Source organism: Sphingobium sp. B10D7B (genome assembly GCF_025961955.1).
GTDB lineage: Bacteria > Pseudomonadota > Alphaproteobacteria > Sphingomonadales > Sphingomonadaceae > Sphingobium.
In genome coordinates, this window is the sequence record NZ_JAOQOQ010000001.1 from 3,271,002 (window position 1) to 3,295,856 (window position 24,855).

The window sequence follows — 24,855 nt, forward strand, 5'->3', positions numbered from 1 at the left end:
TCCGCATATGGCTGCCCCTAATGGGCAGCCCCCCAGCTCGATCCGGTGCCAATTTCCACGCCAAGCGGCACGGTGAGCGTAACGAGTGGCTCTGCGGCGCTGGCCATGACAGACCGGATGATCGGCGTGGCGGCCGCCACATCGTCTTCCGGCAGCTCAAACACCAGCTCGTCATGGACCTGCAGCAGCATCTTCACCCGGTCCAGCCCGGCATCCCGAAGAGCCGGACCCATGCGCACCATTGCGCGCTTGATGATGTCCGCGCTGGTTCCCTGAATAGGGGCGTTGATCGCGGCGCGCTCCGCCCCCTGACGGACGTGCTGCACCGGCGACTTGATCTGGTTGAACCAGGTCTTGCGGCCGAACAGCGTGGTCGTGTGCCCCGTGGAACGCACCTTCTCCAGTGTCTCGTTGATATAGGCCGAGATGCCGGGGAAGCGGTCGAAATAGCGGCTGATCATGGCCTGGGCTTCGTCCGCGTCGATCTCCAGACGGGCCGCCAACCCCCAGCGTGAGATGCCGTAGAGAATGGCGAAGTTGATCGTTTTGGCCCGCGCACGCGTCTCGCGGGTCATCTCGCCGAACAGCTCCTGGGCGGTCGCGGCATGAATATCCTCGCCGCGCAGGAAGGCGTCCCGCAACTGGGGCACGTCGGCCATGTGCGCCGCAAGGCGAAGCTCGATCTGGCTGTAGTCCGCAGCCAAGATCACATTGCCCTGTTCGGCAATGAAGGCATCGCGAATCTGGCGACCGGTTTCGGTGCGGATGGGGATGTTTTGCAGGTTTGGGTCGGTCGAGGAGAGGCGGCCGGTCTGCGCGCCGGTCAGCGAGTAGCTGGTGTGGACACGTCCGGTATCGCGGTTGATCTGGGCCTGCAGGGCGTCGGTATACGTCGATTTGAGCTTCGAAAGCTGGCGCCAGTCCAGCACCAGGCCGGCGATCTTGACGCCATCCGCCTTCATCCGCTCGAGCACGGTCACGTCCGTGGAATAAGCGCCGGACTTGCCTTTCTTGCCGCCCTTGAGGCCCATTTTCTCGAACAGGATCGCGCCCAGCTGCTGGGTCGATCCGATGGCGAAGGGCTGGCCGGCCTCAGCGTGAATCTCTTCTTCCAGCCGTGCCATTTCCTGCGCGAACCGGCCGGAGAGCCGGGAGAGATGATCGCGATCCACCTTGATGCCGCTGCGCTCCATGCCGGCGACCACCGGAATGAGCGGGCGGTCCACCAGCTCATAGACCCGGGTCGCGCCTTCTTGGGCGAGGCGGGGCTTGAACCGCGTCCACAGCCGCCAGGTCACGTCCGCATCCTCGCCGCCATAGCGTGTGGCGGCATCGAGCGGCACCTGCGCAAAGCTGATCGCCTTCTTGCCGGTGCCGGTGACGTCCTTGAAGCTGATGCACGTATGCTCAAGCACCGCGTGCGCAACCTCATCCATGCCGTGGCCGGCAAGGGACTGCCCGGCATCGAGATCGAAGCTCATCACCAGCGTGTCGTCGAAGGGCGTGACAGACAGCCCATGCCGCGCCAGCACGTTGAGATCATATTTGATGTTGTGGCCGATCTTCAGCACGCTCGCGTCGGCAAACAACGGGCGAAGGCGGGCGATGGCGTCCGCCATGGGAATCTGTGGCGGCGCTTCGGCGAACATGTCGTCGCCGCTGCGGTGGTCCAGCGGAATATAACAGGCCGTGCCGGGGGCGGTGGCGAGGCAGATGCCCACCAGATTGGCAGCCATGCTGTCGAGGGAATCCGTCTCCGTGTCGATGGCGATGATGCCGCTGGCGTAGGACTGCGCAATCCACGCATCCAGCCGCTCCAGCGTCGTCACCGTCTCGTAGCTCTCGCAGTTGATCGGGGGCAGGGGGATGAAATCCGGCGTCGTCGGGTCGAGCGCGGCGTCCACGACCGCCTCGGCGACGGGATCCGCCGTCTGCCGGCCCGGCGCATGGCTGGCCATGCGGGCCAGCAGCGCCTTGAAGCCCTGATCCTCAAGAAAGGCGCGCAGCGGCTCGGCGGGGATGCCATCCAGCTTGAGATCATCGAGCGCGTGCGGCAGCGGCACTTCGCAGTGGAGCGTAACCAGTTCGCGCGAGAGGCGGGCGAGCTCGGCATGCTCGATCAGCCGTTCCTTGAGCTTGGATGGCTTCATGTCCGGCGCTGCGGCGAGCACCGCATCCAGGTCGCCATATTCCCCGATGAGCTTCGCAGCGGTCTTCGCGCCGACGCCGGGCACGCCGGGGACATTGTCGACGCTGTCGCCCATCAGGGCCAGCACATCGCGCAACTGCTCGGGCGCGACGCCGAACTTGTCCTGCACATAATCCGGCCCGCGCCGCTCGTTCTTCATGGTGTCGAGCATGTCCACGCCGGGCTGGATGAGCTGGGCCAGATCCTTGTCGGAGGAGACGATCGTCACGTCCCAGCCCTGCGCCACCGCCTGGCAGGTGTAGGTGGCGATGATATCGTCGGCTTCGAATCCGGCTTCCTCGATGCAGGGCAGCGAAAAGGCGCGGGTCGCCTCGCGGATCAGCGGAAACTGCGGGATCAGGTCTTCCGGCGGCGGCGGCCGGTGGGCCTTGTACTGATCGTAAAGATCGTTGCGGAAGGTGTGCGAGCCCTTGTCCAAAATCACTGCGAGATGGGTCGGCCCCTCCTCCTTGTCCAGCGCGTCGGCGAGCTTCCATAGCATCGCCGTATAACCATATACCGCGCCGGCGGGTGTGCCATGGCGGTTGGTGAGCGGTGGAAGCTGGTGATAGGCGCGAAAGATGTAACTCGAGCCATCGACGAGATAGAGATGATTGCGGGAAGCCATGCGGAGCGGGATAGCGCGGCCACGGGCGGGAGGCCAGCGCCGATCAGGCTCCATCCACGGCGAGGCGCCCCAGAGCCGGGTCATCGGTGAAGAAGCCATCCACCCCAAGCGACAGGTAGCGCCGGATCTCTGCCACCGAGCCGCCCTCATGTCGGGCATTCTCGCCACCGGGACCGCGCAGATCGCTGGGCAAGAAGCGGTTCTCGGGCCGGAAGGTGTACAGATAGACGCGCAGCCCGGCGGCATGGGCATCGGCCACAAGGCGGGTCGGCTGGGCGAGGCGGCCTTCGGCGTCCAGCGGCATGACCGAGCGCGAGGAGGGGCCGACGGCATCGGCATAGCCGGCAATGGCGGCGAGCCCGGCTGGCGATGCCATATCGCCATAAGTTGTCTTCAGCCCGGCGAGGGCGGCATCGGCGGGCTGGCGATCGAATGTCTCGAACAACTGGAGCAGCTGGATGTTCGTCGGCCGACCGATTTTCTGCCGAATGGCGCGCAGATTGGTGGTTTCGAACGACTGAATCACGATCGGGCAGCGGCGCGTATAATCGTGGCCGGCCAGCGCCCTGAGCAGGACGTCTTCAGGCGGCAGGCCGATGCTGGCGAAGTATGTGGAGTGCTTGATTTCCGGAATCAGGCCGATCGTCCTGCCTTGCGTGCCCGCCTGCGCCGCGACGAAGGCGATGATCTCGTCCAGCGTCGGGATGGGGAACTGGCCGTCGTAGCTTTGGCTTTCCGGGCGGATGGCACCCAATCGCTCCACGGCACGCAGGGTCTTGAGTTCCGCGAGCGAAAAATCCTCGGTGAACCAGCCGGTGACCGCCTCGCCATCGATCTGCTTTGTGGTCCGGCGGTCTGCAAATTCTGGGCGCTTTGCCACATCGGTGGTGCCGCCGATCTCGTTTTCATGTCGCGCAACGAGCACGCCGTCGCGCGTCATCACCAGGTCCGGCTCGATGAGATCCGCGCCGTCCGCAATGGCCCGGCCATAAGATTCCAGCGTATGCTCGGGCCGCAGGGCGCTCGCGCCGCGGTGAGCGAATACGAGAGGCTGGTTGCCGTCGAGCGTCTGAGCGCGCCCCGTCTCTCCGCCGAGAGCAGGGGTCGCCAAGGCCGCGACGCCCAGACCGATGGCATCCCTTCGGGTCAACATTCCACCTCCATCGCGAGAGTCAGGACGGGCACGAGCCTATGCGTCGTGCTGGCGCATCTTCGTGACAGGACGATGGCGCTCATTTTGCCTCCTGCCCTCGCGCCCGTTGCCTGATTGGACTTGCCGCGATAGGAGGCCCCCAAGAAAAATCCGGATCACATAATCGAAGGAGCCGGCCGTGGCAGGCCATAGCAAATTCAAGAACATCATGCACCGCAAGGGCGCGCAGGACAAGAAGCGCTCGGCCATGTTCTCCAAGCTCTCGCGCGAGATCACCGTCGCGGCCAAGATGGGCGCGCCGGACCCGGACATGAATCCGCGTCTGCGTCTGGCCATCAACGCGGCCAAGGCGCAGTCCATGCCCAAGGACAACATCCAGCGCGCGATCGACAAGGCGAGCAAGGGTGACGCGGAGAATTACGAGGAAGTGCGCTATGAGGGTTACGGCCCGGGTGGCGTCGCGATCATCGTCGAGGCGCTGACCGACAACCGCAATCGCACCGCAACCAACGTTCGCACGGCTTTCTCCAAAAATGGCGGCAATCTGGGCGCGTCCGGCGCGGTGAGCCACGGGTTCGATCGCATGGGCCTGATCACCTATCCGGCCTCCGTCGGCGATCCGGACGCGATCTTCGAGGCTGCGCTGGAAGCGGGTGCGGACGATGTGTCGTCAAACGACGATGAACACGAGATCTGGACGGCCATGGATGCCCTGCACGAGGTCGCCAAGGCGCTGGAGGACAAGCTCGGCGCCGCAGCGAGCGCCAACCTCGCGTGGAAACCGCAGACCACTGTGGAACTGGACGAGAGCAATGCCGGCACGCTGCTCAAGCTCGTCGACGCGCTGGATGATGACGATGACGTTCAGACCGTCTGGGGCAATTACGAGGTTCCCGACGACGTGATGGAAAAGCTGGGGTGATCGCCCGCATCTTGCGGTCATGATCATTCTGGGTCTCGACCCCGGTCTCGGGACCACGGGCTGGGGCCTGATCCGTGCGCAGGGCAATCGCCTGTCTCATATTGCCAATGGCCAGATCCGCACGGCGGCGAGCGACGCCTTGCCTGCCCGGCTGGTCGCGCTGGATGCGGCGCTGGCGGCCCTCATCGCGGAACATCGGCCGGCGGAAGCGGCGGTCGAAGAGGTGTTCATCAACACCAACCCGCAATCGACGCTCAAGCTGGGGCAGGCGCGGGGCGTTATTTTGCTCGGCGCCGCGCGCACCGGCATACCGGTCGGCGAATATGCAGCCCGGCTCGTCAAAAAAGCCATTGTGGGCGTCGGCAATGCAAGCAAGGATCAGATCCACGCCATGGTGATGCGATTGCTGCCGGGAACGAGCGTGGTCGGTCCTGATGCAGCGGATGCACTTGCCGTCGCCATCACCCATGCGCATCTTCGCGCCAGTCGGCGGCTCGAACGAGGCGAGTGAGGTCGGGAAGCGGTCCCCGTGCGGGACGGGCGTCCGGTCGTTTTAGAAGGAGTTGGGCATGAAGTCGGCCCTCAGGCTTGGCGCAATGGCGATGATAGCGAGCGGCGTTGCGGCTGCACCCGCAGCGGCCGAACTGCCGCCATCGGTCAAGGCCATGCTGGATGCCGCCATCGCAAGCGGGGATGCCGGGGCGCTCGCCACCGTCGCGCGCTTTGCCAAGCAGACGCATCCCGACAATGCCGCGGAGATCGACGAGAAGATTCAGGCGCACAAGGCCGCCATTGATGCCGAGCGGGAAGCCCGGCTGAGGCAGGCGAGCTTCTTTCACGCCTGGTCAGGCAGTGGCGAACTGGGTGGCTTTATCACCACCGGCAATACCGAAAGCTCCGGCATCAGCGCAGGTCTCTCGCTTGAACGGCGTGGGATCGATTGGCTGCACAAGTTCCGCGCCAATGTCGACTATCAGCGCAGCGATGGCGTCACGACGCGCAACCAGTGGCTGGCAAGTTATGAGCCCAACTTCACCCTGAACGACGCGATCTACGCTTATGGGCTCGCGACATACGAGAAAGACCGGTTCCAGGGTTTTTCGGACCGCACCACGGCCTCGGGCGGCGTCGGTGTGCGGCTGGTGCGGCAGGCCGATTTCAGTCTGGACATCAAGGGCGGGCCGGCTTGGCGGCACACCGTCGGGATCGACGAGCCCGACACGACTGAACTGAACACGCTGGCCGCCGCCGATCTGCGCTGGCAGATTTCACGCGCCTTCGAGCTCAAAAACAATGCCCAGGCGGTGTGGAGCTCCGGCAATAGCAGCTATGCGAACACCACTGGCCTCACCGGCAAGCTCAACGGTTCGCTCTCCGCGCGCCTCTCTTATGCGGTGCGCCATGAGACGTCACCGCCCGCAGGCTCGGAGATGACGGATACGATTACGCGCGCGACGCTGGTCTACGATTTCTGACGCGCGCCCGGCGTCTACAGCGTCAGGCCTTGCCCCAGAACATGAAGACGACGGCGCCAATGAGGCAGGCCAGCGCGCCGAAATGGCGCCAGTGGAGCGGTTCACCCAGAAAGGTGACCATGAAGACGCCGAAAACGGTTAGCGCGATGACTTCCTGCGTGATCTTGAGCTGGCCCGCGCTCCAGCCGCTGGCGTAGCCGATGCGATTGGCTGGCACCGCAAAGCAATATTCGAAAAAGGCGATGCCCCAGCTGATCAGGATGACCAGGGTGAGCGGTTTGCTCATGCCGCCCTTGAGATGCCAGTACCAGGCCGTGGTCATCAGGATGTTGGATGCGAGCAGCAGCGCGATTGTGGGCATGAAGCTCAAATGGCAGGTTCGCCGCGGGAAGGCGATGGGGAAAATACGCCGCTCGACGGCGTGATTTTCCCCGGTGCGATTAGCGGGCGACCATCGTGCTGCGCGCGATCCGAACGACCAGCGGGACCATGCCGGGATAGTTGGCCCGATCATAGGTCGATCCCGCGCCCAGATGCTGCGCGATCCGGCGATGGGCCTCGCCCAGCGCATGATAGGGCACGCTCGGCAGCAAATGGTGGAGCGCGTGGTAGCGCAGGCCCACCGGCGCCCACAGCGCAGCCAGCGGTGCGGGCGGGGGGACGTTGACGGAATCGAGGAACTGGCCGGTCACCGTCATCGTCTCGCCCTCATTCTCCCAGAGGTGCGCGACCAGCGTGCGGAGCTGATTGGCCACCATCGCAACCGAGAGAATCGCAAGATAGGTGAGCAACGGGCGCCAGCCGAGCAGCGGCACGCTGGCGATGAGCGCCATCGACCACAGGCTGGTGCCGGCCTCCTGCCAGGCCCACATCCGCGCAAAATCACCCTCCGGTGCGCGGCGCCGATAATCGGGATTGATGGAGAGCGCCGAGTAGCGCGCGACGATGAAGCGGCGCAGCGGCGGAATGACGAGGCTGAGCGGTGCCAGCACGCCGAAGCGCACGATGAACGCCACCGGGGCCAAGGCGGCCACGAGGATGAACAGTGGCAGGCTCCACGGCTTCATCAGCGCAAGCGGCAGATATTCCGGGTCATCGATGGTGCCGTAGCGCGTCTTTGCATGATGCTGGGTGTGCACGCCTTCATAGAGGAAGGAGGGGAACAGCAAGGGAATGCCGATCAGCAGGTTCCACGTGAAACGAAAGCCCGGCAGCGCACCTGCCCGGATGTGCGTCAGTTCGTGAATGAAGCTCGTCGCTCGATACAGTGCCAGGGCGGAAATCAAGCCAGCGAGGGCCACCACCCAACCTTGCGAGGCCAGCATGGCGAGCGCCATAGCCGCGTAGCCGATCAGCGCGGAGGCCAGGAAATCGGGCCAGTAGATGCCGGGCCGCGCGGTCGCCAGATCGCGCGTCAAATCCACGGCGGCGCGGAGCATCGCCATGTCATCGGGCGTGGTTGCCAGCGCAGGGCCCGCTGCGGCGGGGGCCTTGCCGGCTGGCGCGGACGGCGCTGCGTCCAGTCTCTGGTCGATTGCGGTCATGCAAAGGGGTCCTATCGGTCGAATGAGCACAGATCATGGCAGCAATGTGATTTTGTTCTGCCGCCACGGCGCGCGGCTTGACAAATCCGCCGCCAGTTCCGCAGTGCTGTGCCCTCTCAGCAGCGCCTCATGGTCGAAGCGCGGGACAGGGGTATCGCCGTGACGTCAGCCGATTTAGTGATCACTCCCGTCTCCGGCAAGGCCGACATGGCGGCGTTCATCGATTTGGCATGGACCATCTATGCCGATGATCCCCATTGGGTGCCGCCGCTGAAGAGCGAAGTGCGCGGCCTGCTGACACCGGGCAAGAACCCGTTTCACGAACATGCCGAGCATCAGTATTTCCTCGCGCGGCGCGGTGGCAAGGTCGTCGGGCGCATCAGCGCGCATATCGATCATCTCGCCATTTCCATGCCTGCCGAGCAGGGCATGGGGCCGGGGACAGGCAATTTCGGCATGTTCGAAGCCATGGATGAAGCAACCGCGCACGCGCTGATCGCGACGGCGGAAGGCTGGCTGCGCGAGCGGGGGATGACCCGGGTGCTCGGCCCGATCTCGCTCTCCATCTGGGAGGAGCCGGGCCTTCTCGTGAAGGGCTTCGACCATTCCCCTACGGTGATGATGGGCCACAACAGGCCGGAATATCGCGCCTGGATCGAATCGGCTGGCTATGCCCATGCCAAGCAGCTCGATACTTATGAGCTCGACATCACGCAGGAATTTCCGCCGCTGATCCAGCGGATCGTCCAATCCGGCGAGCGTAACGAGCGCATTCGCATTCGCCATGTCGACAAGAGCGAGTTCGACCGGGATGCGGCAATCATCCTGCACATTCTCAACGATGCCTGGGGCCGCAACTGGGGCTTTGTGCCGATTACCGACCATGAGGTTGCGCATTTCGGCAAGGCGCTCAAGCCGCTGGTGTTCGAGGATCTGATTCGCATCGCTGAGCTGGATGGCGAGCCGGTGGCCTTCATGATGACGCTGCCGGACATGAACGAAGCGCTCGCCCGCCTTAACGGCACGCTCTTCCCCTTCGGCTGGGCAAAGCTGCTCTGGTGGCTGCGCAAGCCCAAGGTCCGCACCATGCGCGTGCCGCTGATGGGCGTGGTCCAGCGGCTCCAATCCTCGCGCATGGCGAGCCAGCTGGCCTTCATGATGATCGAATATATCCGCCGCGACGCCATCACCCATTATGGCGCGACGCGCGGGGAGATCGGCTGGATCCTCGATGATAATCAGGGCATGAAAGCCATTGCCCAGGCGATCGAGAGCCGCATCAACCGCAGCTATGTGATCTACCAGAAGGCGCTTTGACCACTTCGCAAATCCGTACCGGCAACCCCTCTCTTGCGCGCAGGGGACTGCCGGGCCTAGGGACGGGCAAGGCCCTTATCGGAGACGCGCCATGTTGCGGCAACTGACCCCATCCCTATTCGTCGCCCCGCAGATCGATGCGGATGTCGTGGCGCAGGCTGCGGCGATGGGCATCTCGCTCATCGTGAACAACCGACCCGAGGGTGAGTCCGCAGACCAGACCTCCGGCGACACGATCGAGGCGGCGGCGCGGGAGGCGGGGCTCGATTATGTCGCCATTCCCGTCTCGCATAGCGGCTTTGCGCCCTGGCAGCTCGATGCGCTGGATGAGGCACTCGCGAAGAATGGCGAGGGCAAGGCGCTCTGTTATTGCCGCTCCGGCACCCGCAGCACGCTGCTTTGGGCCTTGGCGCGGGCGCGGGCGGGCGATTCGCCCGATGTCCTGGCCGAGCAGGCGGCCGCGGCGGGCTATGATCTCTCGCCTATTCGCGAGATGATGCACGCACTGGCCAACCAGAGGGGCTGACGGCCCCCGCCAGCACTCCTGTTCAGAACGCGAGGCGTAGCGCCGGCCAGAGCAGCATCAGCACGCCGATCATGCTGATGCCGAATACCATCGTCCGCACCACGGGAACCCCTGCAGCATAAAGCGGCAGATACACGATGCGCGCGCCGAGCCAGAGCGCGGCGCCAATGGCCGTCCACCGATCGAACAGGCCGAGCTGCGCATCGATGAGGATGGCGATGGCGACGATCGGAAAGGTCTCGAAATAATTTGCCTGCGCTCGCGCCAGCCGCCCGACGAGGGGCTTGGGCTCGGGCAGCGACTGATCGCGCGCGCCGACATTCCAGGCGGTGCCATATTGCGCGGTCTTGGCCCGCACGGCAGCGAAGATGTGAACGAGGGCCAGCAGGCAGCCCCAGGCCAGAATGATCAGTTCAATCGGCATCGTTCAGTCTCCTCATCGGGCGTCTTTCGCCGGATGAGGAATAGGACGGTCAGGCACGAAATGGAATTGCCGTGTCCGGGAAGGCAATCGTCACCTTGCGGGAGCCCGAAAAAAAGGCCGGCGCTTTCACGCCGGCCCAGGGATGTTCGCAGGAGGAACAACGGACGGCGGGGACCTTTCGCCCCCGCCGAATTCGGATCAGTTGTAAGCGCGCTCGCCGTGCTCGCCGAGGTCGAGGCCTTCCTGCTCGACTTCGGTGCTCACCCGCAGGCCGGTGAGGGCCTTGGCGATGAACATGGCGATGACGGTGCCCACGGTGGCGATGACGATCGTGGCAAGCACGGCCGTGATCTGCGTGACCAGCTGGCCGCCCATCGCATAGTCGGCGCCACCAGGGCCGCCGAGCGAGGGCGAATAGACCACTGCGGTGCCGATGGCGCCGATGATGCCGCCCACGCCGTGGATGCCGAAGGCGTCCAGCGAGTCGTCATAACCCAGCGCCGGCTTCACCTTCGCGACGAAGAAGTAGCAGACGATGGAGGCAACGGCACCGAGAACGATGGCACCGAACGGACCGGAGTTGCCCGCAGCGGGTGTCACGGCGACGAGGCCGGCGATGATGCCCGAGCAGAAGCCGAGAGCCGAACCCTTGTGGCCCATCACGCGCTCGGTGAGCATCCAGAAGAGACCGGCCGAGGCGGTGGCGACGAAGGTGTTGATCATGGCGAGAGCCGCAGAGCCATTGGCCTCAAGCGCCGAACCGGCGTTGAAGCCGAACCAGCCGACCCACAGCAGGCCGGTGCCGACCATGGTCAGCGTCAGGCTGTGCGGGGGCATCGGCTCGCTGGGGAAGCCCTTGCGCTTGCCGAGGATGAGGGCGGCGACCAGTGCGGAAACGCCCGCATTGATGTGCACGACCGTACCGCCGGCGAAGTCCAGAGCACCCATGGCGAAGAACACGCCGCGCGCTTCCCAGACCATGTGGGCGACCGGGAAGTAGACGATGGTCAGCCAGACGATGGCAAAGACCATGATGGCCGAGAACTTCATGCGCTCGACGATGCCACCAAGCACGAGGGCGATGGTGATCGCGGCGAAGGTCATCTGGAAGCTGACGAACACATATTCCGAGATCACTTCAGACGTGAAGGTCGCGGCCGTCGAATCCGGCGTGATGCCAGCAAGGAAGAACTTGCCCCAGCTGATGAACTGATTGCCTTCAGGACCGAAGGCGAGGCCGTAGCCGTACATCACCCAGATGAGCATCGCGAGCGCCGCAACGGCGCCGATCTGCGTCATGGTGGCGATCATGTTCTTGGAGCGCGTCAGGCCGCCGTAGAACAGGGCGAGGCCGGGCAGGATCATGAGGAGAACGAGGACGGTGGACGTCATCATCCATGCGTTGTTACCCGGATTGGGAACGGCAGGCGCGGCTTCCGCTGCGGCCTCCTGCGCCCATGCGGGCAAGGCGGCGAAGAGCGAAAGGCCCAGAGCCCCCGCCGCGCCGCAGAATGTCTTGAAAGGTGTCATGCGTTACCCCCTTTAACTTACAGCGCGGTTTCGCCGGTTTCGCCGGTGCGGATGCGGATGGCCTGTCCCACGTCGAGGACGAAGATCTTGCCATCGCCGATGGCGCCGCTGTTGGCGGCCTGCTGCACGGCTTCCACAACACGCGGCGCGAGGGCATCGTCACAGACGACCTCGACCTTGATCTTCGGAACCATGTTGGTGGAATATTCCGCACCGCGGTAGATTTCGGTCTGGCCCTTCTGGCGGCCAAAACCCTTCACTTCACTTACTGTCATGCCAGCCACGCCCAGCGCAGAGAGAGCTTCACGCACCTCGTCCAGCTTGAACGGCTTGATGATTGCCATAATGAGTTTCATCTCTTGCGCCCCCATTGGTTGCAGGGGAATGCCAAGCAAGAGCTGTGCCAAATCATAAACGAGGCGTTAAAGCGGTTGGCAGTCGAGCCTCGTTGAGGCGATTGCCTCAAATTGAGGCGGCACGTGTGGGCAGTGCTTAAAAAGTACGCACAGATCGTTGGCAGTTATCAGGTAGATAGGGCATCGAGGCCCAGCGACGTCAGATCGAGCGGGAGCGGCCCTGCGGATAACTGCCCAGCAGACGGACCCATTTGCTGTGGAACGCGAGTTCCTCCAAAGCGCGATCAACAGCGGGGTCGCCGGGCATCCCCTCGATATCGGCGTAGAATTCCGTCGCCGAGAAGCTGGCGCCGCGCTGATAGCTCTCCAGCTTGGTCATATTGACCCCGTTGGTCGCAAAGCCGCCCATTGCCTTATAGAGCGCGGCGGGGATGTTTTTCACCTCGAAGAGGAAGCTCGTCATCACCGGCCCGTCGCGCGAGGGCATGATCGCATCGCGGCCCAGCACGACGAAGCGCGTCATGTTGTCGCTGCTGTCCTCAATCTTCTCATCATGGATCGTGAGGCCATAGAGTCGCGCGGCGAGCGAGGGCGCAATCGCCGCTGCGCCGGGCTCGCGGACCTCGGCGACCAGCGCGGCCGCGCCGGCGGTGTCGGCATAGACGATCGGGCGGATGCCACGGCTGCGCAGATATTTCCGGCACTGCCCCAGCGCCTGCACATGGCTGAGCGCGCTGACCGGCGGCGTCTCGTCCGCGCTCATCAGGCTGTGGTGGATCGGGAGGAAATATTCGTCGATGATCGACAGGCCGGATTCGGGCAGCAGAAAGTGCATGTCCGCAACCCGCCCATGCAGCGAATTCTCGATGGGAATCATCGCGCGGTCGGCACGGCCATCGCGCACGGCATCCAGCGCGTCTTCGAAGCTGAAGCAGGGCAGGGGCAGGCCGTCCGGCGCAAAATCCATCACCGCCAGATGCGAATTGGCGCCCGGCGCGCCCTGAAAGCTTATCGCACGCTCAGGCGCGCGCGCGGCGGCGTCCGTCATCTCGGCGACAAGGCGCTGCGCGGGGAGCGGGTAAGTGTCCATGATGGCCGCTGCGCTTAGGGCTTTGGGCCTTGCCGCGCAAGGCGCCGGCGCCTGTGTCGCGACACAGGCCTTCCGACAGGCTTGCACCCGCGCAATGCAGTCATTAAGGGGAGCGCCGACGGGCACCGGCAGCGCCGCGATTGAGGAGGTCGCGCGTCGGGTAGATTTCTGGAGATTGAGGGCGCATGAGCGATCGTTTCAATACCATTGCAGGCTGGGCACTGTTTGGCGGCATCATTGCGCTTGGCAGCGGCATTGTGAGCAGCAAGCTGTTTCACGCCGAGCGTCCCGAGCCGATGGGCTACGCGATCGAGGGCGTTGAGGCGGAAGGCGAGGGCGGTGCGTCAGGTCCTTCGCTGAACACGCTGCTCGCCTCGGCGGACGTGGCGGCTGGTGAGAAGGTCTTCGCCAAGTGCGTGGCCTGCCACACGGTCAATCAGGGGGGCGCCAATGGCATCGGCCCCAACCTCTGGGCCATCGTTGGCGACCCGATCGGCCATGGCCGTGGCGGCTTCGCTTTCTCGGATGCGCTCAAGAAGGTGGGCGGCAACTGGACCTTCGAGCAGCTGGATCACTGGCTGACCTCGCCGCGTTCGTTCGCCAACGGCACAAAGATGAGTTTCGCCGGTCTCAGCAAGCCTGAAGATCGCGCCAATCTGATCGCCTATCTCAACACGCAGGGCTCGAACCTGCCTCTCCCGGCTGCCGATGCACCGGCCGAGGCCCCTGCGGCAGAAGGTGGCGCCGACAATGCGGCTGCTGCAGACAATGCGGCGGAAGCGGGCGCCGAGGGCGCTGCCGCCAACGCTGCGACGCCGCACGAATAATCTCATTAGCCAGAGCCCAGGCTTGGGTTCGGTCAAATATTCAAGCAGGCGCGGGGCAACCCGCGCCGCTTTTGTTATCGGACCCGCTGGTATCAGCGAGCCGGACGGGCGCGGACCTCAGCAGCCCGGCTGGCTATCCGCATAAAAGCTCTCGACCACGGCCCAGCCTTCTTCAGCCGTTTCGACCCAGCTGATCAGATCGAGATCGCGTGGGCTGATCACGCCTTCCTCGGCCAACGCCTCGAAATTCACGACGCGTGTCCAGAAGTCCTTGCCGAACAGCAGGATGGGGATGCGCTTCATCTTGCCGGTCTGCACCAGGGTTAGCAGCTCGAAAAATTCGTCGAACGTGCCGAAACCACCGGGGAACACTGCGAGCGCGCGAGCGCGCAGGGTGAAGTGCATCTTGCGCAGCGCGAAATAGTGGAACTGGAAGGATAAATCGGGCGTCACATAGGGGTTGGGCGCCTGTTCGTGCGGCAGCACGATATTGAGCCCGATGGTTTGCGCGCCGACGTCCGCCGCGCCCCGATTGGCCGCCTCCATGATAGAGGGGCCGCCGCCCGAACACACGACGAAGTGATGGCAGCCAGCTTCGTTCGGCGGACATTGCGCCGCGATTCGCGCCAGCTTGCGGGCTTCCTCATAATAACGCGCCTTTTCGGCGAGACGCTCGGCGACTTTCCGGGCGCGCTCGTCGGGCGCGGCATCGATCAGCGCCTGCGTGGCCTCTGGCTCAGGAATGCGCGCCGAGCCATAGAAGACGAAGGTCGAGGCGATCTTCGCTTCATCGAGCAGCAGCTCGGGCTTCATCAACTCGAGCTGGAAGCGGACCGGCCGCAGGTCTTCCCGCAGCAGAAACTCGTTGTCCTGGAAGGCCAGCTTGTAGGATTTGCTTTCTGTCTGCGGGGTGGGGATGATCCGCTTGGCATCGATGGCTTCTTCGCGGGCACGGCGAAACTTGCTTTCGCGCACTGTAGGCTGGTCTGTCATCCAGTGGCGCTAGACGATTTCGGCGGAGAAGAAAACCGGCGGGTTCAGCGGCAAAAACTGCCCCGTCCGCCCATGTCGAAATGGAAATGGTCGCGGTGGGCGCTGTTATAGTCCGGGCCGAGCACTGTGCGGAATCGCTTGCACGCGCTCTGGTGGAGGACCCGCAGGAACTGGGCGTGGGTGCTCTCGCCCTGCCAATCGTTCACCAGGCTGATTCGGCGCCCGTCGGCCAGCACGAAGGCGGAAATGTCCACGGCATTGGCGTGCGCATGTTCGCTACGCTTGCCGGCGATGGTCCCGCCGGTGCCACGGACATCGCGGCAGGCATAAGTGCCGAAGGTCTCGACGCGCACCACTTCGCTGCGCAGATAGAGTCGCGCGGCGGGGCGCACCGCATATTGCACCCAGGCCGCGAAATTGGCGGCGAGGGGGCAGGTCATCGGCCCCAGATTGGCCACCGGCGTGCCGATCTCCAGCAGGCGGATGGTATCGATTGTCGTGCAGCCGCCGCCGCGATCCTGATTGGGCAGCGGCTCGAAGCGGACCTTCGCGGTCGAGAGGCGCGCCGCGCACATGCGATAGCTCTCGCTGTTCGGCATTGTGCGTTGTGCCGGCGCGGCAGCCACCGGCGCCCTTGCACCGGTGCGCGGGCTGGGGCGGTCGGCGCAGGCGGCAAGACTGGTGACCAGCAACAGGCCGACCAGCCTGCGCATTCCTGCCCCAAATCCCACCGATGACGCCCAATGGATCATGGCGCCGTTTATCACGCATCGCAGCTGAACAAAACCTAGACAGTGCAAGGGGATGCCTCGACCGCCGCGCGCGGTCTGGCGCATGTCCGCCCAAGGTCCGTTCAGCCCGGGCGAGGCACGCCGGCCCCGATCTTAGCCCGATCTTACATTGACACCCGTCTGCAAATCTCTATGGCCGCCGGCGGGCCACGCGGTCCCAACGCCGCGCGTGCTCTCTGCAAGGAGACGCATACCATGATTGACGTTACGAAGCCGGCGACCACGCCGGCCCGCCCCCATTTCTCGTCCGGCCCCTGCGCCAAGCCGCCCGGCTATGATCCGGCGAAGCTGGCCACCGAAGTGCTCGGACGCTCCCACCGCTCAAAGCTCGGCAAGGATCGCCTCGCTTATTGCATCGCCCTGATGCGCGAGCTGCTGAACCTGCCCGAGACGCACCGCATTGGCATCGTGCCCGGCTCCGACACTGGCGCCTTCGAGATGGCAATGTGGACGATGCTGGGCGCGCGCCCCGTGACGACGCTCGCTTGGGAGAGCTTCGGTGAAGGTTGGGTCACCGATGCCGCCAAGCAGCTCAAGCTCGATCCGACGGTTCTGCGCGCCGACTACGGGCAGATCCCTGGTCTGAATGCGGTCGACTGGTCGAATGACGTGCTCTTCACCTGGAATGGCACCACCTCGGGCGTGCGCGTGCCCAATGGCGACTGGATCGCGGACGACCGCGAGGGCCTCTCCTTCGCGGACGCGACCAGCGCCGTGTTCGCCTACGACCTGCCGTGGGACAAGATCGACGTCGCCACCTTCTCCTGGCAGAAGGTGCTGGGCGGTGAGGGCGGCCATGGCGTGCTGATCCTCGGCCCGCGTGCCGTCGAACGGCTTGAGCAGTACACGCCGAGCTGGCCGCTGCCCAAGGTGTTCCGCCTGATGTCCAAGGGCAAGCTCGCTGAGGGCGTGTTCAAGGGCGAGACGATCAACACGCCGTCCATGCTGGCGGTCGAAGATGCGATCTTCGCGCTCGAATGGTCCAAGACCATCGGTGGCGCCAAGGGCCTCATCGCCCGCGCGCAGGCCAATGCCGATGCGCTCAATGCCATTGTGGAATCGCGCGACTGGCTCGGGCATCTTGCCGCCGATCCGGCGACCCGCTCGATCACCAGCGTGTGCCTCACCGTCGAGGGCGCCGACGCCGACTTCATCAAGAAGATGGCCTCGCTGCTCGAGAAGGCGGATGCCGCCTATGACGTCGCGGGTTACCGCGACGCTCCGGCAGGCCTGCGCATCTGGTGCGGCGCCACGGTCGACACCGCGGACATCGAGGCGCTCGGCCCCTGGCTCGACTGGGCCTATGCCGAGACCAAGGCCGCGCTGAGCGCGACTGCCGCCTGACCCCGCTTCCGGTGCTCCTGTGAAAACAGGAGCCCAGGGCCCAGCAGCATTGCCATCCCGCCCTGGGCCCCTGCTTTCGCAGGGGCACTGTCTCTCTTTGAAGGACAGTAAAATGACCAAGCCCAAAGTTCTCATTTCCGACAAGATGGACCCGCAGGCCGCGCAGATTTTCCGCGAGCGCGGGTGCGAGGTGGACGAAATCACCGGACTGAAGCCCGACGAGCTCAAGGAAATCATCGGCAAATATGATGGTCTGGCGATCCGCTCGGCCACCAAGGTCACCAAGGAAATCATCGACGCCGCGACCAATCTCAAGGTCATCGGCCGCGCCGGCATCGGCGTCGACAATGTCGATATTCCTTACGCTTCGGCCAAGGGCATTGTGGTGATGAACACGCCCTTCGGCAACTCGATCACCACCGCCGAACACGCCATCGCCCTCATGTTCGCCCTCGCCCGCCAGCTGCCGGAGGCCGATGCCTCCACGCAGGCCGGCAAGTGGGAGAAGAACCGCTTCATGGGTGTCGAGGTCACCGGCAAGACGCTCGGCCTGATCGGTGCCGGCAATATCGGCTCCATCGTCGCCAGCCGCGCGCTGGGCCTCAAGATGAAGGTCGTCGCCTTCGACCCGTTCCTGACTCCTGAGCGCGCCATCGAAATGGGCGTGGAGAAGGCGGATCTGGACACGCTGCTGGCCAAGGCGGATTTCATCACGCTGCACACGCCGCTGACCGACCAGACCCGCAACATCCTCTCGGCCGAGAATCTGGCCAAGACCAAGAAGGGCGTGCGCATCATCAACTGTGCGCGCGGCGGCCTGGTCGACGAGGCGGCGCTGAAGGCCGGTCTCGACAGCGGGCACATCGGCGGCGCGGCGCTGGACGTGTTCCAGACCGAGCCGGCGACGGACAGCCCGCTGTTCGGCACGCCCAACTTCATCTCGACCCCGCACCTCGGCGCGTCCACCAGCGAAGCGCAGGTGAACGTGGCGCTGCAGGTCGCCGAGCAGCTCAGCGACTATCTGCTGAGCGGCGGCGTCACCAACGCGCTCAACATGCCGAGCCTGTCGGCTGAGGAAGCGCCCAAGCTCAAGCCCTATATGGCGCTGGCCGAGAAGCTGGGCAGCCTGGTTGGCCAGCTTTCGCGTGACGTCATCCCCCGGATCTCGATCCACAGCGAGGGCGCGGCGGCCGAACTCAACCAGAAACCGATCGTCTCGGCCGTTCTCGCCGGTTTCCTGCGCACGCAGACGGACACGGTGAACATGGTCAACGCGCCCTTCCTCGCCCGCGAGCGCGGCATCGAGGTGCGCGAGATCAAGACCGAGCGCGAGGGCGACTACAGCACCCTGATCCGCGTCTCGGTGAAGACCTCGCAGGGCGAGCGCTCGGTGGCCGGCACGCTGTTCGGCAACGGCGCGCCGCGTCTGGTCGAGCTGTTCGGCATCAAGGTCGAGGCCGATCTCGATGGCACCATGCTCTACATCGCCAATGTCGATGCGCCGGGCTTCATCGGTGGCGTCGGTGGCATTCTTGGCGAGGCCAAGATCAACATCGGCACCTTCCACCTTGGCCGTCGCGAGGCTGGTGGCGAGGCGATCCTGCTGCTCTCGGTCGACGAGACCGTGCCGCAGACGCTGGTCGACAAGATCTGCGCCCTGCCGAACGTGCATCGGGTCTGCCCGCTCAAGTTCTAAATCACGGCCTGGCCCGGCGTGTCATCACGTCGGGCCGGTCACGCTTGTAATTTATCCTCGCTTGGCGAGCGGAATCGGCTAAATGCCGCGCCATGACTGAAGCCATCGCTCCCGGATTGCTGCCCGAAGGGCTTGCCGATCGTCTGCCGCCCAAGGCGGAGGCCTCCGCCCGCCTCGTGCGCGAAGTGCTCGATACCGTCGCATCGCATGGTTATCGGCGCGTGATGCCGGCCCTGGCCGAGTTCGAGGAAACGCTGGTCGCGCGCCTGCAGTCGGCCCGCGCCGAAGATCTGCTCCGCGCCGTCGATCCGCTCTCCCAGCGCAGCCTGGCGATCCGTCCGGACATGACCGCCCAGATCGGCCGCATCGCCGCGACCCGCATGGCCGCGACCCCGCGTCCGCTGCGCCTGTGCTATGGCGGGCCGGTGATGAAGCTGCGGGCCGACCAGTTGCGGCCCGAGCGCGAGCGGATGCAGGTCGGCGCCGAGATCATCGGCACGGACAGCGTCGCGGCGGCAGTCGAGATCGTCAACGTAGCGATCGAAGCGCTGCAGCGCGCCGGCGTCAGCGGCATCACCATTGACTTCACCTTGCCCGATCTCGTGACGATGCTGGCCGATGGCCCGATGCCGCTCCCCCAGGGCGACGTCGAGGCGGTCCGTGACAGTCTCGACGCAAAGGATGCGGGCTCGCTGACAGCGCTGGGCGCAGCGGCGAAGCCCTATATGGCGCTTATAGAGGCGACAGGGCCTTTCCACCCCGCAATGGAACGGCTCGAGGCATTTGACGCGGGTCCGGCCAAAGGTGCGCTTCGCGAATTGATCGGCGCCTTGCGCGCGATTGCCAAGCCCATTGGCTGGGACATCACGCTGACGCTGGATCCGACCGAGCGCCACGGTTTCGAATATCAAAGCTGGTTCGGCTTCTCGGTTTTTGCCGAGGGCTTCATTGGCGAGATCGGGCGCGGGGGCAGCTACGCGGTCGCCCGCGCAGATGGCGGCAGCGAGCCGGCCATGGGCTTCTCGCTCTACCCTGATCCGCTCATCGACGCCGGGTTCGGCACCACCGCCGCGCAGCGGGCGTTCTTGCCGATCGGCCATGATGGTGCCCGGGCTGCGGCGCTCCGGGCGGAAGGCTGGGTGACCATCGCCGCGCTGGACGAGGCCGACGACCCGCTGGCGCTGGGTTGCGAAGCGATTCTGGACGGCACCGAGCTTCGGCGATTGTAAGGTCCCGGCTCGTCCGCATGGGCAGCGGACTGGAAACACAGCGATTTTCCCTGCTAGGGCGTCAATGGAATGACGCACGTGGCAGAGGAGCCGATCGCTTGACCAACAAGACCTACGCGGTTTCGCGCAACCCCCTCTGGGTCAGCTGGCGGGAACGCTCGATTGCGACGGTGGATCACGACGCAATCCTGCGGAGGATCGTCGAGGAATCCGGCTGGTCGCCGCGCTACGTCTTCATGACGGTCATATCCGCCGGTATCGCCATTCTCGGGCTGCTGCTGCCGTCCAGCGCGGTCCTCATCGGCGCCATGCTGCTGTCTCCGTTGATGATGCCGATCATAGGCCTGGGCTTTGCGCTTGCAACGCTGGATTTTGCCGAAATGCGCGCATCCGGCTTCGCGTTGGCGGTCGGCGCGGTGATTGCGATCGCGTTCACCGCGCTGTTCGTCCTGGTTTCACCGGTGCAGACCGTGACGACGGAAATCGCGGCCCGCACGCGGCCCAATCTCTTCGATCTTCTCGTCGCTTTCTTCTCGGCACTCGCGGGTGGTTATGCGCTTATTCGCGGGCGGGGCGAGACGGTCGTGGGCGTCGCCATCGCCATCGCCCTCATGCCGCCGCTCGCCGCCGTCGGCTTCGGCATCGCCACATGGAACTGGACCATCGCGGGCGGTGCTTTCCTGCTCTTCATGACCAACACGGTCACGATCACGCTCACGGCCGCATTCATGGCGCGGCTCTACGGCTTTGGCTCCCACCTCACGCCGGCGCATACCCGGCTGCAAAGCATCGTCATGGTGGTCTGCATGACGGCGCTCTCGGTGCCGCTGGCGCTCACCTTGCGACATATCGCCTGGGAGACGTTGGCCGCCCGCCAGGTGCGGGACGTGATCCAGCGCCAATTCCCTCAGACGGCACGCATCAGCGATCTGGAAACGGATTTCAATCGCCAGCCCATGCGGGTCGTCGCCACCGTGCTTACGCCCACTTATGCGAAGGATGCCGAGCGGGACACCGCGACCAGCCTGCGCGATGCGCTGCAGCGGGACCTGGATGTCACCATCGACCAGATCCAGGTGGGGGCGGGCAATAGCGAGGCGGCTCAGGTGGCCGCCGCCCAATCTCGCGAGCGCACGCAGAGCCTTGAGCGCTTTGCGACGACGGCGGTGGACCGACTGGCCCTCGTCGCTGGCGTGTCCAGCGATGCGGTGCTGGTGGACCGGGGTCGGCGCCAGGCCACCGTTGCAGCCGAGCCGCTGTCCGGCGCATCGCTCGATCTCTACCGCCAGCTGGAACGGCGCGCATCCGCCGGCCTCGATGGCTGGACGCTGGTTCTGACGCCGCCGCCCGCCCCGCTGCCGGTCATCGGCTTTTCGGGCGAGGCATTGACGCAGCAGGGCGCTGCCGATCTCGATCTGGCCGTGTGGGCGGCGCGGCGGGTGCCTTTGGGCATCACCATCACGGGGCAGGCCGCACGCGCCGAGATGGTGCGGGAGATCCTGCGCGCCCAACAAATTCCGGACCAGCGCCTGCTGATCGCGCCAAATGGCGATGCAGATGTCCGCCTGACTTGGCGCCTGCCGGACTGATGCCGATCCGCTGCGAGCGGCGGTGGGTTACCAGTCGCTGCCCTCCGCCACCGCCTCTTGCTCCTCGGGCCGGGTTTCCCGTCCAAGCGCCGCATTGCGATGCGGGAAGCGGCCGAAGCGGGCGATGATCTCGCGGTGGGCCTTGGCGAATTTCAGATTATGCTCGAAGCCCGGCGCGCTGAACAACGCCACGCACAAGTCCTGATCGGACAGGTCCTCGCTGTGCATGAACGGCATGTAGAAGAAGGCGCGGGCGCCCTCGACGAATGCTTTGTCGAAGCCACGCTGCAATGCCGTGCGGGCGATTTCGCGGGCGAGCGGATCGGTCGCGAAGGCGCGAGCCTCGCCCCGGAACATGTTGCGCGGAAACTGGTCGAACAGGATTAGCGCCGCCAGCGCCGTGTCGGCATCGGCCACGAACATATCGGCAGGCTTGTCGCGCTGCGCTTCCCAGAGCGAACGGAAGAGATGCGTCAGTCGCACATCCTCTTCCTCGCTCGAATCGAACCAGCCCTCCGGGCCGATCTCATTGAGCCAGTGATTGAGCACCGCCGGCACCCAGTCGGGATCGACATGCACCTGCGCCGGCTTGCGCTCGGGGAAATGGTCCTGCACGCGCAGCGGCAGGCCATCGATGCTTTGCGTCCGGGTTGAGATGCGCGCCAGCCGTTCCGGCGTTTCGTTCTGCTCATGATAACGAGAGAGCGTGTCGCGATCCTTCTCGTGCCGCATGAAGGGCACGCCCCAGCCGCAACTCTCCTGCACGCTCTCCACCGCGATCATGAAGATCTGCCTTGTACCGGGCAGGATTGTGAAGGGCCGCGAGGCGAAATCCCATTCATCATCCTGAGGCAGCACTGCCTTGCCGCGCCCATAGAGTCGCAGGATCAGCGGGGGCTGGTCGAACGCACAGAACATGATGGTGATGCGCCCGTCCGCTGAAAGATGGGCCTGGGTCTCGTTGCCGGATCCCCCCACATCCAGATAGCCGACCAGATTGGGCCCCAGCACGCGGAAGCTGTCCATGCCCTTGGGACTGAGGTTGATCCGCGCGCCGTCCGCAGCGGTGGCGACAAAGAAGACCGGCTGTTTCTCGATGAAACTGCGTTGCTTGTCGGAAATGGCAGTGAAGAATTCAGACATGGGCCTCAGGTCTTGCTGGTCGGATGCGCACATTGACGCGCATGGTTCATGCGCATAGCTTGCGCATATGAAGCTTGATCCTATCGCGTCCGGCAAGCGCAAGCCAGTCAATCTCTCGCTCGATACTGGCGTGGTGGAGGCCGCGCGGGAGGCCGGGATCAATCTCTCCCAGACTTGCGAAGCGGCCCTGCGCGCGGCGGCGAAGGCAGAGCGCGAGCGGCGCTGGCAGGAGGAGAACAAGGAGTGGGTCGAAGCCCACAACGCGTGGGTTGAGAAGAACGGCCTTCCCCTTGCCCGTTACCGCATGTTTTAATGGCCCAATATGATGTCGTTCGGCTGAGGTCGGGGCAGTATGTCGTAGACTGTCAGGCTGAGGTGCTGTCGGGCATCAACACACGGTTTGTCGTTCCGCTGGCTTACCCAAACGACGCGCCGCCGCCCCGGCCGGGCCTCAATCCCCGCTTTCGTATGCAGGGCGAAGACTGGGTGCTTGTCACCCAGTTTGCAGGTGCAGTGTCCGTGTCGGAAATCCAAGAAATCGCCGGCTCCCTCGCGCAAGAAGAATACCGGATCAAGAACGCGCTCGACATGCTGCTGACCGGGGTGTGAGGGCGTCGGCTGGTCGTTCCGACCGGCGCCTCAACCCCCGGTGCCGCCGACCGTCAGCCCTTCGAGCAGCAGCGTCGGCTGGCCCACGCCAGCGGGCACGCCTTGTCCCGCCTTGCCGCACATGCCGATGCCTTCATCGAGCGCGAGGTCGTTGCCGATGCCGACGATGCGGTGCAGCGCGGCGGGGCCATCGCCGATCAGCGTTGCGCCCTTGATCGGGTCGCCGATCCTGCCATTCTCCACCTTGTACGCCTCGGTGCAGGAGAAGACAAACTTGCCCGAGACGATGTCCACCTGCCCACCGCCAAAGCTGCGCGCGAAGATGCCGGTCTTCACGCGGCTGAGCAGCTCGGCGGGATCGTCGTTGCCCGCGCGCGCATAAGTGTTGGTCATGCGTGGCATCGGCGCATGGGCATAGCTTTCGCGCCGGCCGTTGCCAGTGGGTGCCACGCCCATCAGCCGCGCGTTGAGCCGGTCCTGCATGTAGCCGCGCAGAATGCCATCCTCGATCAGCACATTCACCTGCGTCGGGGTGCCTTCATCATCGATGCTGAGCGACCCGCGTCGCGCGTCCATCGCGCCATTGTCGACCACCGTCACGCCCGGCGCCGCCACGCGCTCGCCAATCTTGCCCGAGAAGGCGCTGGTGCCCTTGCGGTTGAAATCGCCTTCCAGGCCATGACCGACCGCCTCGTGCAGCATCACGCCCGGCCAGCCGGGGCCAAGCAGCACGGTCATCTCGCCCACCGGCGCGGGCACCGAGCGGAGGTTGACCTGCGCCTGTTTAAGCGCCTCGTCGATCGCGCGCTGCCAGGTCGCCTCCTCGAACAGAGAATCGTAGAGATAGCGCCCGCCAATGCCAAAATAGCCGGTTTCGCGCCGCCCATCCTCTTCCATGATGATCGAGACGTTGAGGCGGACGAGGGGACGCACGTCGGTTGCCACGAAGCCGTCCGGCCGCACGATCTCAACCACCGACCAACTACCGGCCAGCACCGCAGAGACCTGCACCACGCGCGGATCGCGGGCCCGCGCTGCTGCGTCGATCTTGGCCATCAGGTCCACCTTCTGCGCGAAGGGGACGAGATCGAGCGGATTGGCGTCGGTATAAAGATGCCGGTTGGTGCGCTGTGGCGCCGTTGTCATCGGCTGCCGCGCCGGGTCGAGCAGCTGGAGCGTCTGCGCTGCCTTGCGGATCGCCCGCTCGCTGATGTCATTGGCGTGCGCGAAGCCGGTCATCTCGCCAGAGACGCCGCGCAGGCCAAATCCGGCATCGGTGGAATAATCCGCTGTCTTCAGCCGCCCATCATCGAAGCCGAAGCTCTCGGTCGCGACATATTGCAAGTAAAGCTCGCCATCCTCGCAGCCGGTAAGCGCCTCGGCGGTGAGCCGGCGGGCGCTATCCGGGTCGAGAGACCCATCGCGATACAGGAAGGAACGCACGTCTGTGGTCTGGGGAGCAGCATCTGTCATGGCCATGA

At 64.9% G+C, this 24,855-nt stretch carries 24 protein-coding genes; 12 read left to right on the plus strand and 12 right to left on the minus strand.

The features are described from left to right. Positions 1 to 17: 17 nt before the first annotated feature. On the minus strand, positions 18 to 2,816 hold the full coding sequence (gene polA, locus M2331_RS15365) for a DNA polymerase I (protein ID WP_181561575.1): 2,799 nt from the start codon (positions 2,814 to 2,816) through the stop codon (positions 18 to 20). A 43-nt stretch (positions 2,817 to 2,859) separates the two neighbouring features. Further along, a complete protein-coding gene (locus tag M2331_RS15370; protein ID WP_181561083.1) occupies positions 2,860 to 3,969 on the minus strand; it encodes a glycerophosphodiester phosphodiesterase in 1,110 nt (369 codons plus the stop codon). A 178-nt stretch (positions 3,970 to 4,147) separates the two neighbouring features. On the opposite strand from M2331_RS15370, the gene M2331_RS15375 reads away from it, so the two are divergent. The 3 genes from M2331_RS15375 to M2331_RS15385 are packed head-to-tail and all read left to right on the plus strand — an operon-like array spanning position 4,148 to position 6,366. Further along, positions 4,148 to 4,891, plus strand: a complete 744-nt coding sequence (locus tag M2331_RS15375; protein WP_181561084.1) for a YebC/PmpR family DNA-binding transcriptional regulator — start codon at positions 4,148 to 4,150, stop codon at positions 4,889 to 4,891. Positions 4,892 to 4,910: 19 nt separating this feature from the next. Then, on the plus strand, positions 4,911 to 5,402 hold the full coding sequence (gene ruvC, locus M2331_RS15380; RefSeq protein WP_181561085.1) for a crossover junction endodeoxyribonuclease RuvC: 492 nt from the start codon (positions 4,911 to 4,913) through the stop codon (positions 5,400 to 5,402). A gap of 58 nt (positions 5,403 to 5,460) precedes the next feature. Further along, on the plus strand, positions 5,461 to 6,366 hold the full coding sequence (locus tag M2331_RS15385) for a YdiY family protein (protein WP_181561086.1): 906 nt from the start codon (positions 5,461 to 5,463) through the stop codon (positions 6,364 to 6,366). 22 nt (positions 6,367 to 6,388) lie between these two features. Here M2331_RS15385 and M2331_RS15390 read toward each other — a convergent pair whose 3' ends face one another. Then, complete coding sequence (locus M2331_RS15390) at positions 6,389 to 6,727, minus strand: DMT family protein (RefSeq protein ID WP_181561087.1); 339 nt, start codon at positions 6,725 to 6,727, stop codon at positions 6,389 to 6,391. 79 nt (positions 6,728 to 6,806) lie between these two features. Beyond that, positions 6,807 to 7,910: a fatty acid desaturase gene (locus tag M2331_RS15395; protein ID WP_181561088.1), complete on the minus strand. Its 1,104-nt coding sequence runs from the start codon at positions 7,908 to 7,910 to the stop codon at positions 6,807 to 6,809. A 159-nt stretch (positions 7,911 to 8,069) separates the two neighbouring features. Here M2331_RS15395 and M2331_RS15400 point away from each other — a divergent pair, with 159 nt between their 5' ends. Continuing rightward, a complete protein-coding gene (locus M2331_RS15400) occupies positions 8,070 to 9,227 on the plus strand; it encodes a GNAT family N-acetyltransferase (RefSeq protein WP_181561089.1) in 1,158 nt (385 codons plus the stop codon). Between the two features lie 91 nt (positions 9,228 to 9,318). Beyond that, a complete protein-coding gene (locus M2331_RS15405; RefSeq protein WP_181561090.1) occupies positions 9,319 to 9,753 on the plus strand; it encodes a TIGR01244 family sulfur transferase in 435 nt (144 codons plus the stop codon). Positions 9,754 to 9,775: 22 nt separating this feature from the next. On the opposite strand, the gene M2331_RS15410 is transcribed toward M2331_RS15405, so the two are convergent. From M2331_RS15410 to M2331_RS15425, 4 genes are all read right to left on the minus strand, one after another. Next, a complete protein-coding gene (locus tag M2331_RS15410) occupies positions 9,776 to 10,177 on the minus strand; it encodes an MAPEG family protein (protein WP_181561091.1) in 402 nt (133 codons plus the stop codon). A 198-nt stretch (positions 10,178 to 10,375) separates the two neighbouring features. After that, a complete protein-coding gene (locus M2331_RS15415; protein ID WP_181561092.1) occupies positions 10,376 to 11,707 on the minus strand; it encodes an ammonium transporter in 1,332 nt (443 codons plus the stop codon). Positions 11,708 to 11,724: 17 nt separating this feature from the next. After that, positions 11,725 to 12,063 (minus strand): P-II family nitrogen regulator, encoded by a 339-nt coding sequence (locus tag M2331_RS15420; RefSeq protein WP_181561093.1) that lies wholly within the window; start codon positions 12,061 to 12,063, stop codon positions 11,725 to 11,727. A gap of 199 nt (positions 12,064 to 12,262) precedes the next feature. After that, complete coding sequence (locus M2331_RS15425; protein WP_181561094.1) at positions 12,263 to 13,153, minus strand: prephenate dehydratase; 891 nt, start codon at positions 13,151 to 13,153, stop codon at positions 12,263 to 12,265. Positions 13,154 to 13,338: 185 nt separating this feature from the next. Here M2331_RS15425 and M2331_RS15430 point away from each other — a divergent pair, with 185 nt between their 5' ends. Further along, positions 13,339 to 13,980 (plus strand): c-type cytochrome, encoded by a 642-nt coding sequence (locus tag M2331_RS15430; protein WP_181561095.1) that lies wholly within the window; start codon positions 13,339 to 13,341, stop codon positions 13,978 to 13,980. Positions 13,981 to 14,097: 117 nt separating this feature from the next. Here M2331_RS15430 and M2331_RS15435 read toward each other — a convergent pair whose 3' ends face one another. After that, complete coding sequence (locus tag M2331_RS15435; RefSeq protein ID WP_181561096.1) at positions 14,098 to 14,973, minus strand: LOG family protein; 876 nt, start codon at positions 14,971 to 14,973, stop codon at positions 14,098 to 14,100. 44 nt (positions 14,974 to 15,017) lie between these two features. Further along, entirely contained in the window at positions 15,018 to 15,686 is a 669-nt protein-coding gene (locus M2331_RS15440; protein WP_264592423.1) for an extensin family protein, read from the minus strand. A 273-nt stretch (positions 15,687 to 15,959) separates the two neighbouring features. Between M2331_RS15440 and M2331_RS15445 the strand changes: the two genes are divergently transcribed. The 4 genes from M2331_RS15445 (at position 15,960) to M2331_RS15460 (ending at position 21,622) form a co-directional block, all read left to right on the plus strand. Continuing rightward, positions 15,960 to 17,108, plus strand: a complete 1,149-nt coding sequence (locus M2331_RS15445; RefSeq protein WP_181561098.1) for a phosphoserine transaminase — start codon at positions 15,960 to 15,962, stop codon at positions 17,106 to 17,108. A 112-nt stretch (positions 17,109 to 17,220) separates the two neighbouring features. Further along, positions 17,221 to 18,804, plus strand: coding sequence for a phosphoglycerate dehydrogenase (serA, locus tag M2331_RS15450; protein WP_181561099.1), 1,584 nt, complete (start codon positions 17,221 to 17,223; stop codon positions 18,802 to 18,804). A 92-nt stretch (positions 18,805 to 18,896) separates the two neighbouring features. Continuing rightward, positions 18,897 to 20,033, plus strand: a complete 1,137-nt coding sequence (locus M2331_RS15455; protein WP_181561100.1) for an ATP phosphoribosyltransferase regulatory subunit — start codon at positions 18,897 to 18,899, stop codon at positions 20,031 to 20,033. Between the two features lie 98 nt (positions 20,034 to 20,131). Next, entirely contained in the window at positions 20,132 to 21,622 is a 1,491-nt protein-coding gene (locus tag M2331_RS15460) for a DUF389 domain-containing protein (protein WP_181561101.1), read from the plus strand. A 27-nt stretch (positions 21,623 to 21,649) separates the two neighbouring features. Here M2331_RS15460 and M2331_RS16600 read toward each other — a convergent pair whose 3' ends face one another. After that, entirely contained in the window at positions 21,650 to 22,765 is a 1,116-nt protein-coding gene (locus M2331_RS16600) for a DUF924 family protein (protein ID WP_319800993.1), read from the minus strand. Between the two features lie 67 nt (positions 22,766 to 22,832). On the opposite strand from M2331_RS16600, the gene M2331_RS15475 reads away from it, so the two are divergent. Both M2331_RS15475 and M2331_RS15480 read left to right on the plus strand, forming a co-directional pair. Then, a complete protein-coding gene (locus tag M2331_RS15475; protein ID WP_181561102.1) occupies positions 22,833 to 23,078 on the plus strand; it encodes a type II toxin-antitoxin system CcdA family antitoxin in 246 nt (81 codons plus the stop codon). Then, positions 23,078 to 23,374, plus strand: a complete 297-nt coding sequence (locus M2331_RS15480) for a CcdB family protein (protein WP_181561103.1) — start codon at positions 23,078 to 23,080, stop codon at positions 23,372 to 23,374. The genes M2331_RS15475 and M2331_RS15480 overlap by 1 nt, the downstream gene beginning before the upstream one ends. Positions 23,375 to 23,404: 30 nt before the next feature. Here M2331_RS15480 and tldD read toward each other — a convergent pair whose 3' ends face one another. Further along, on the minus strand, positions 23,405 to 24,847 hold the full coding sequence (gene tldD / locus M2331_RS15485) for a metalloprotease TldD (protein WP_181561577.1): 1,443 nt from the start codon (positions 24,845 to 24,847) through the stop codon (positions 23,405 to 23,407). Positions 24,848 to 24,855 lie beyond the last annotated feature (8 nt).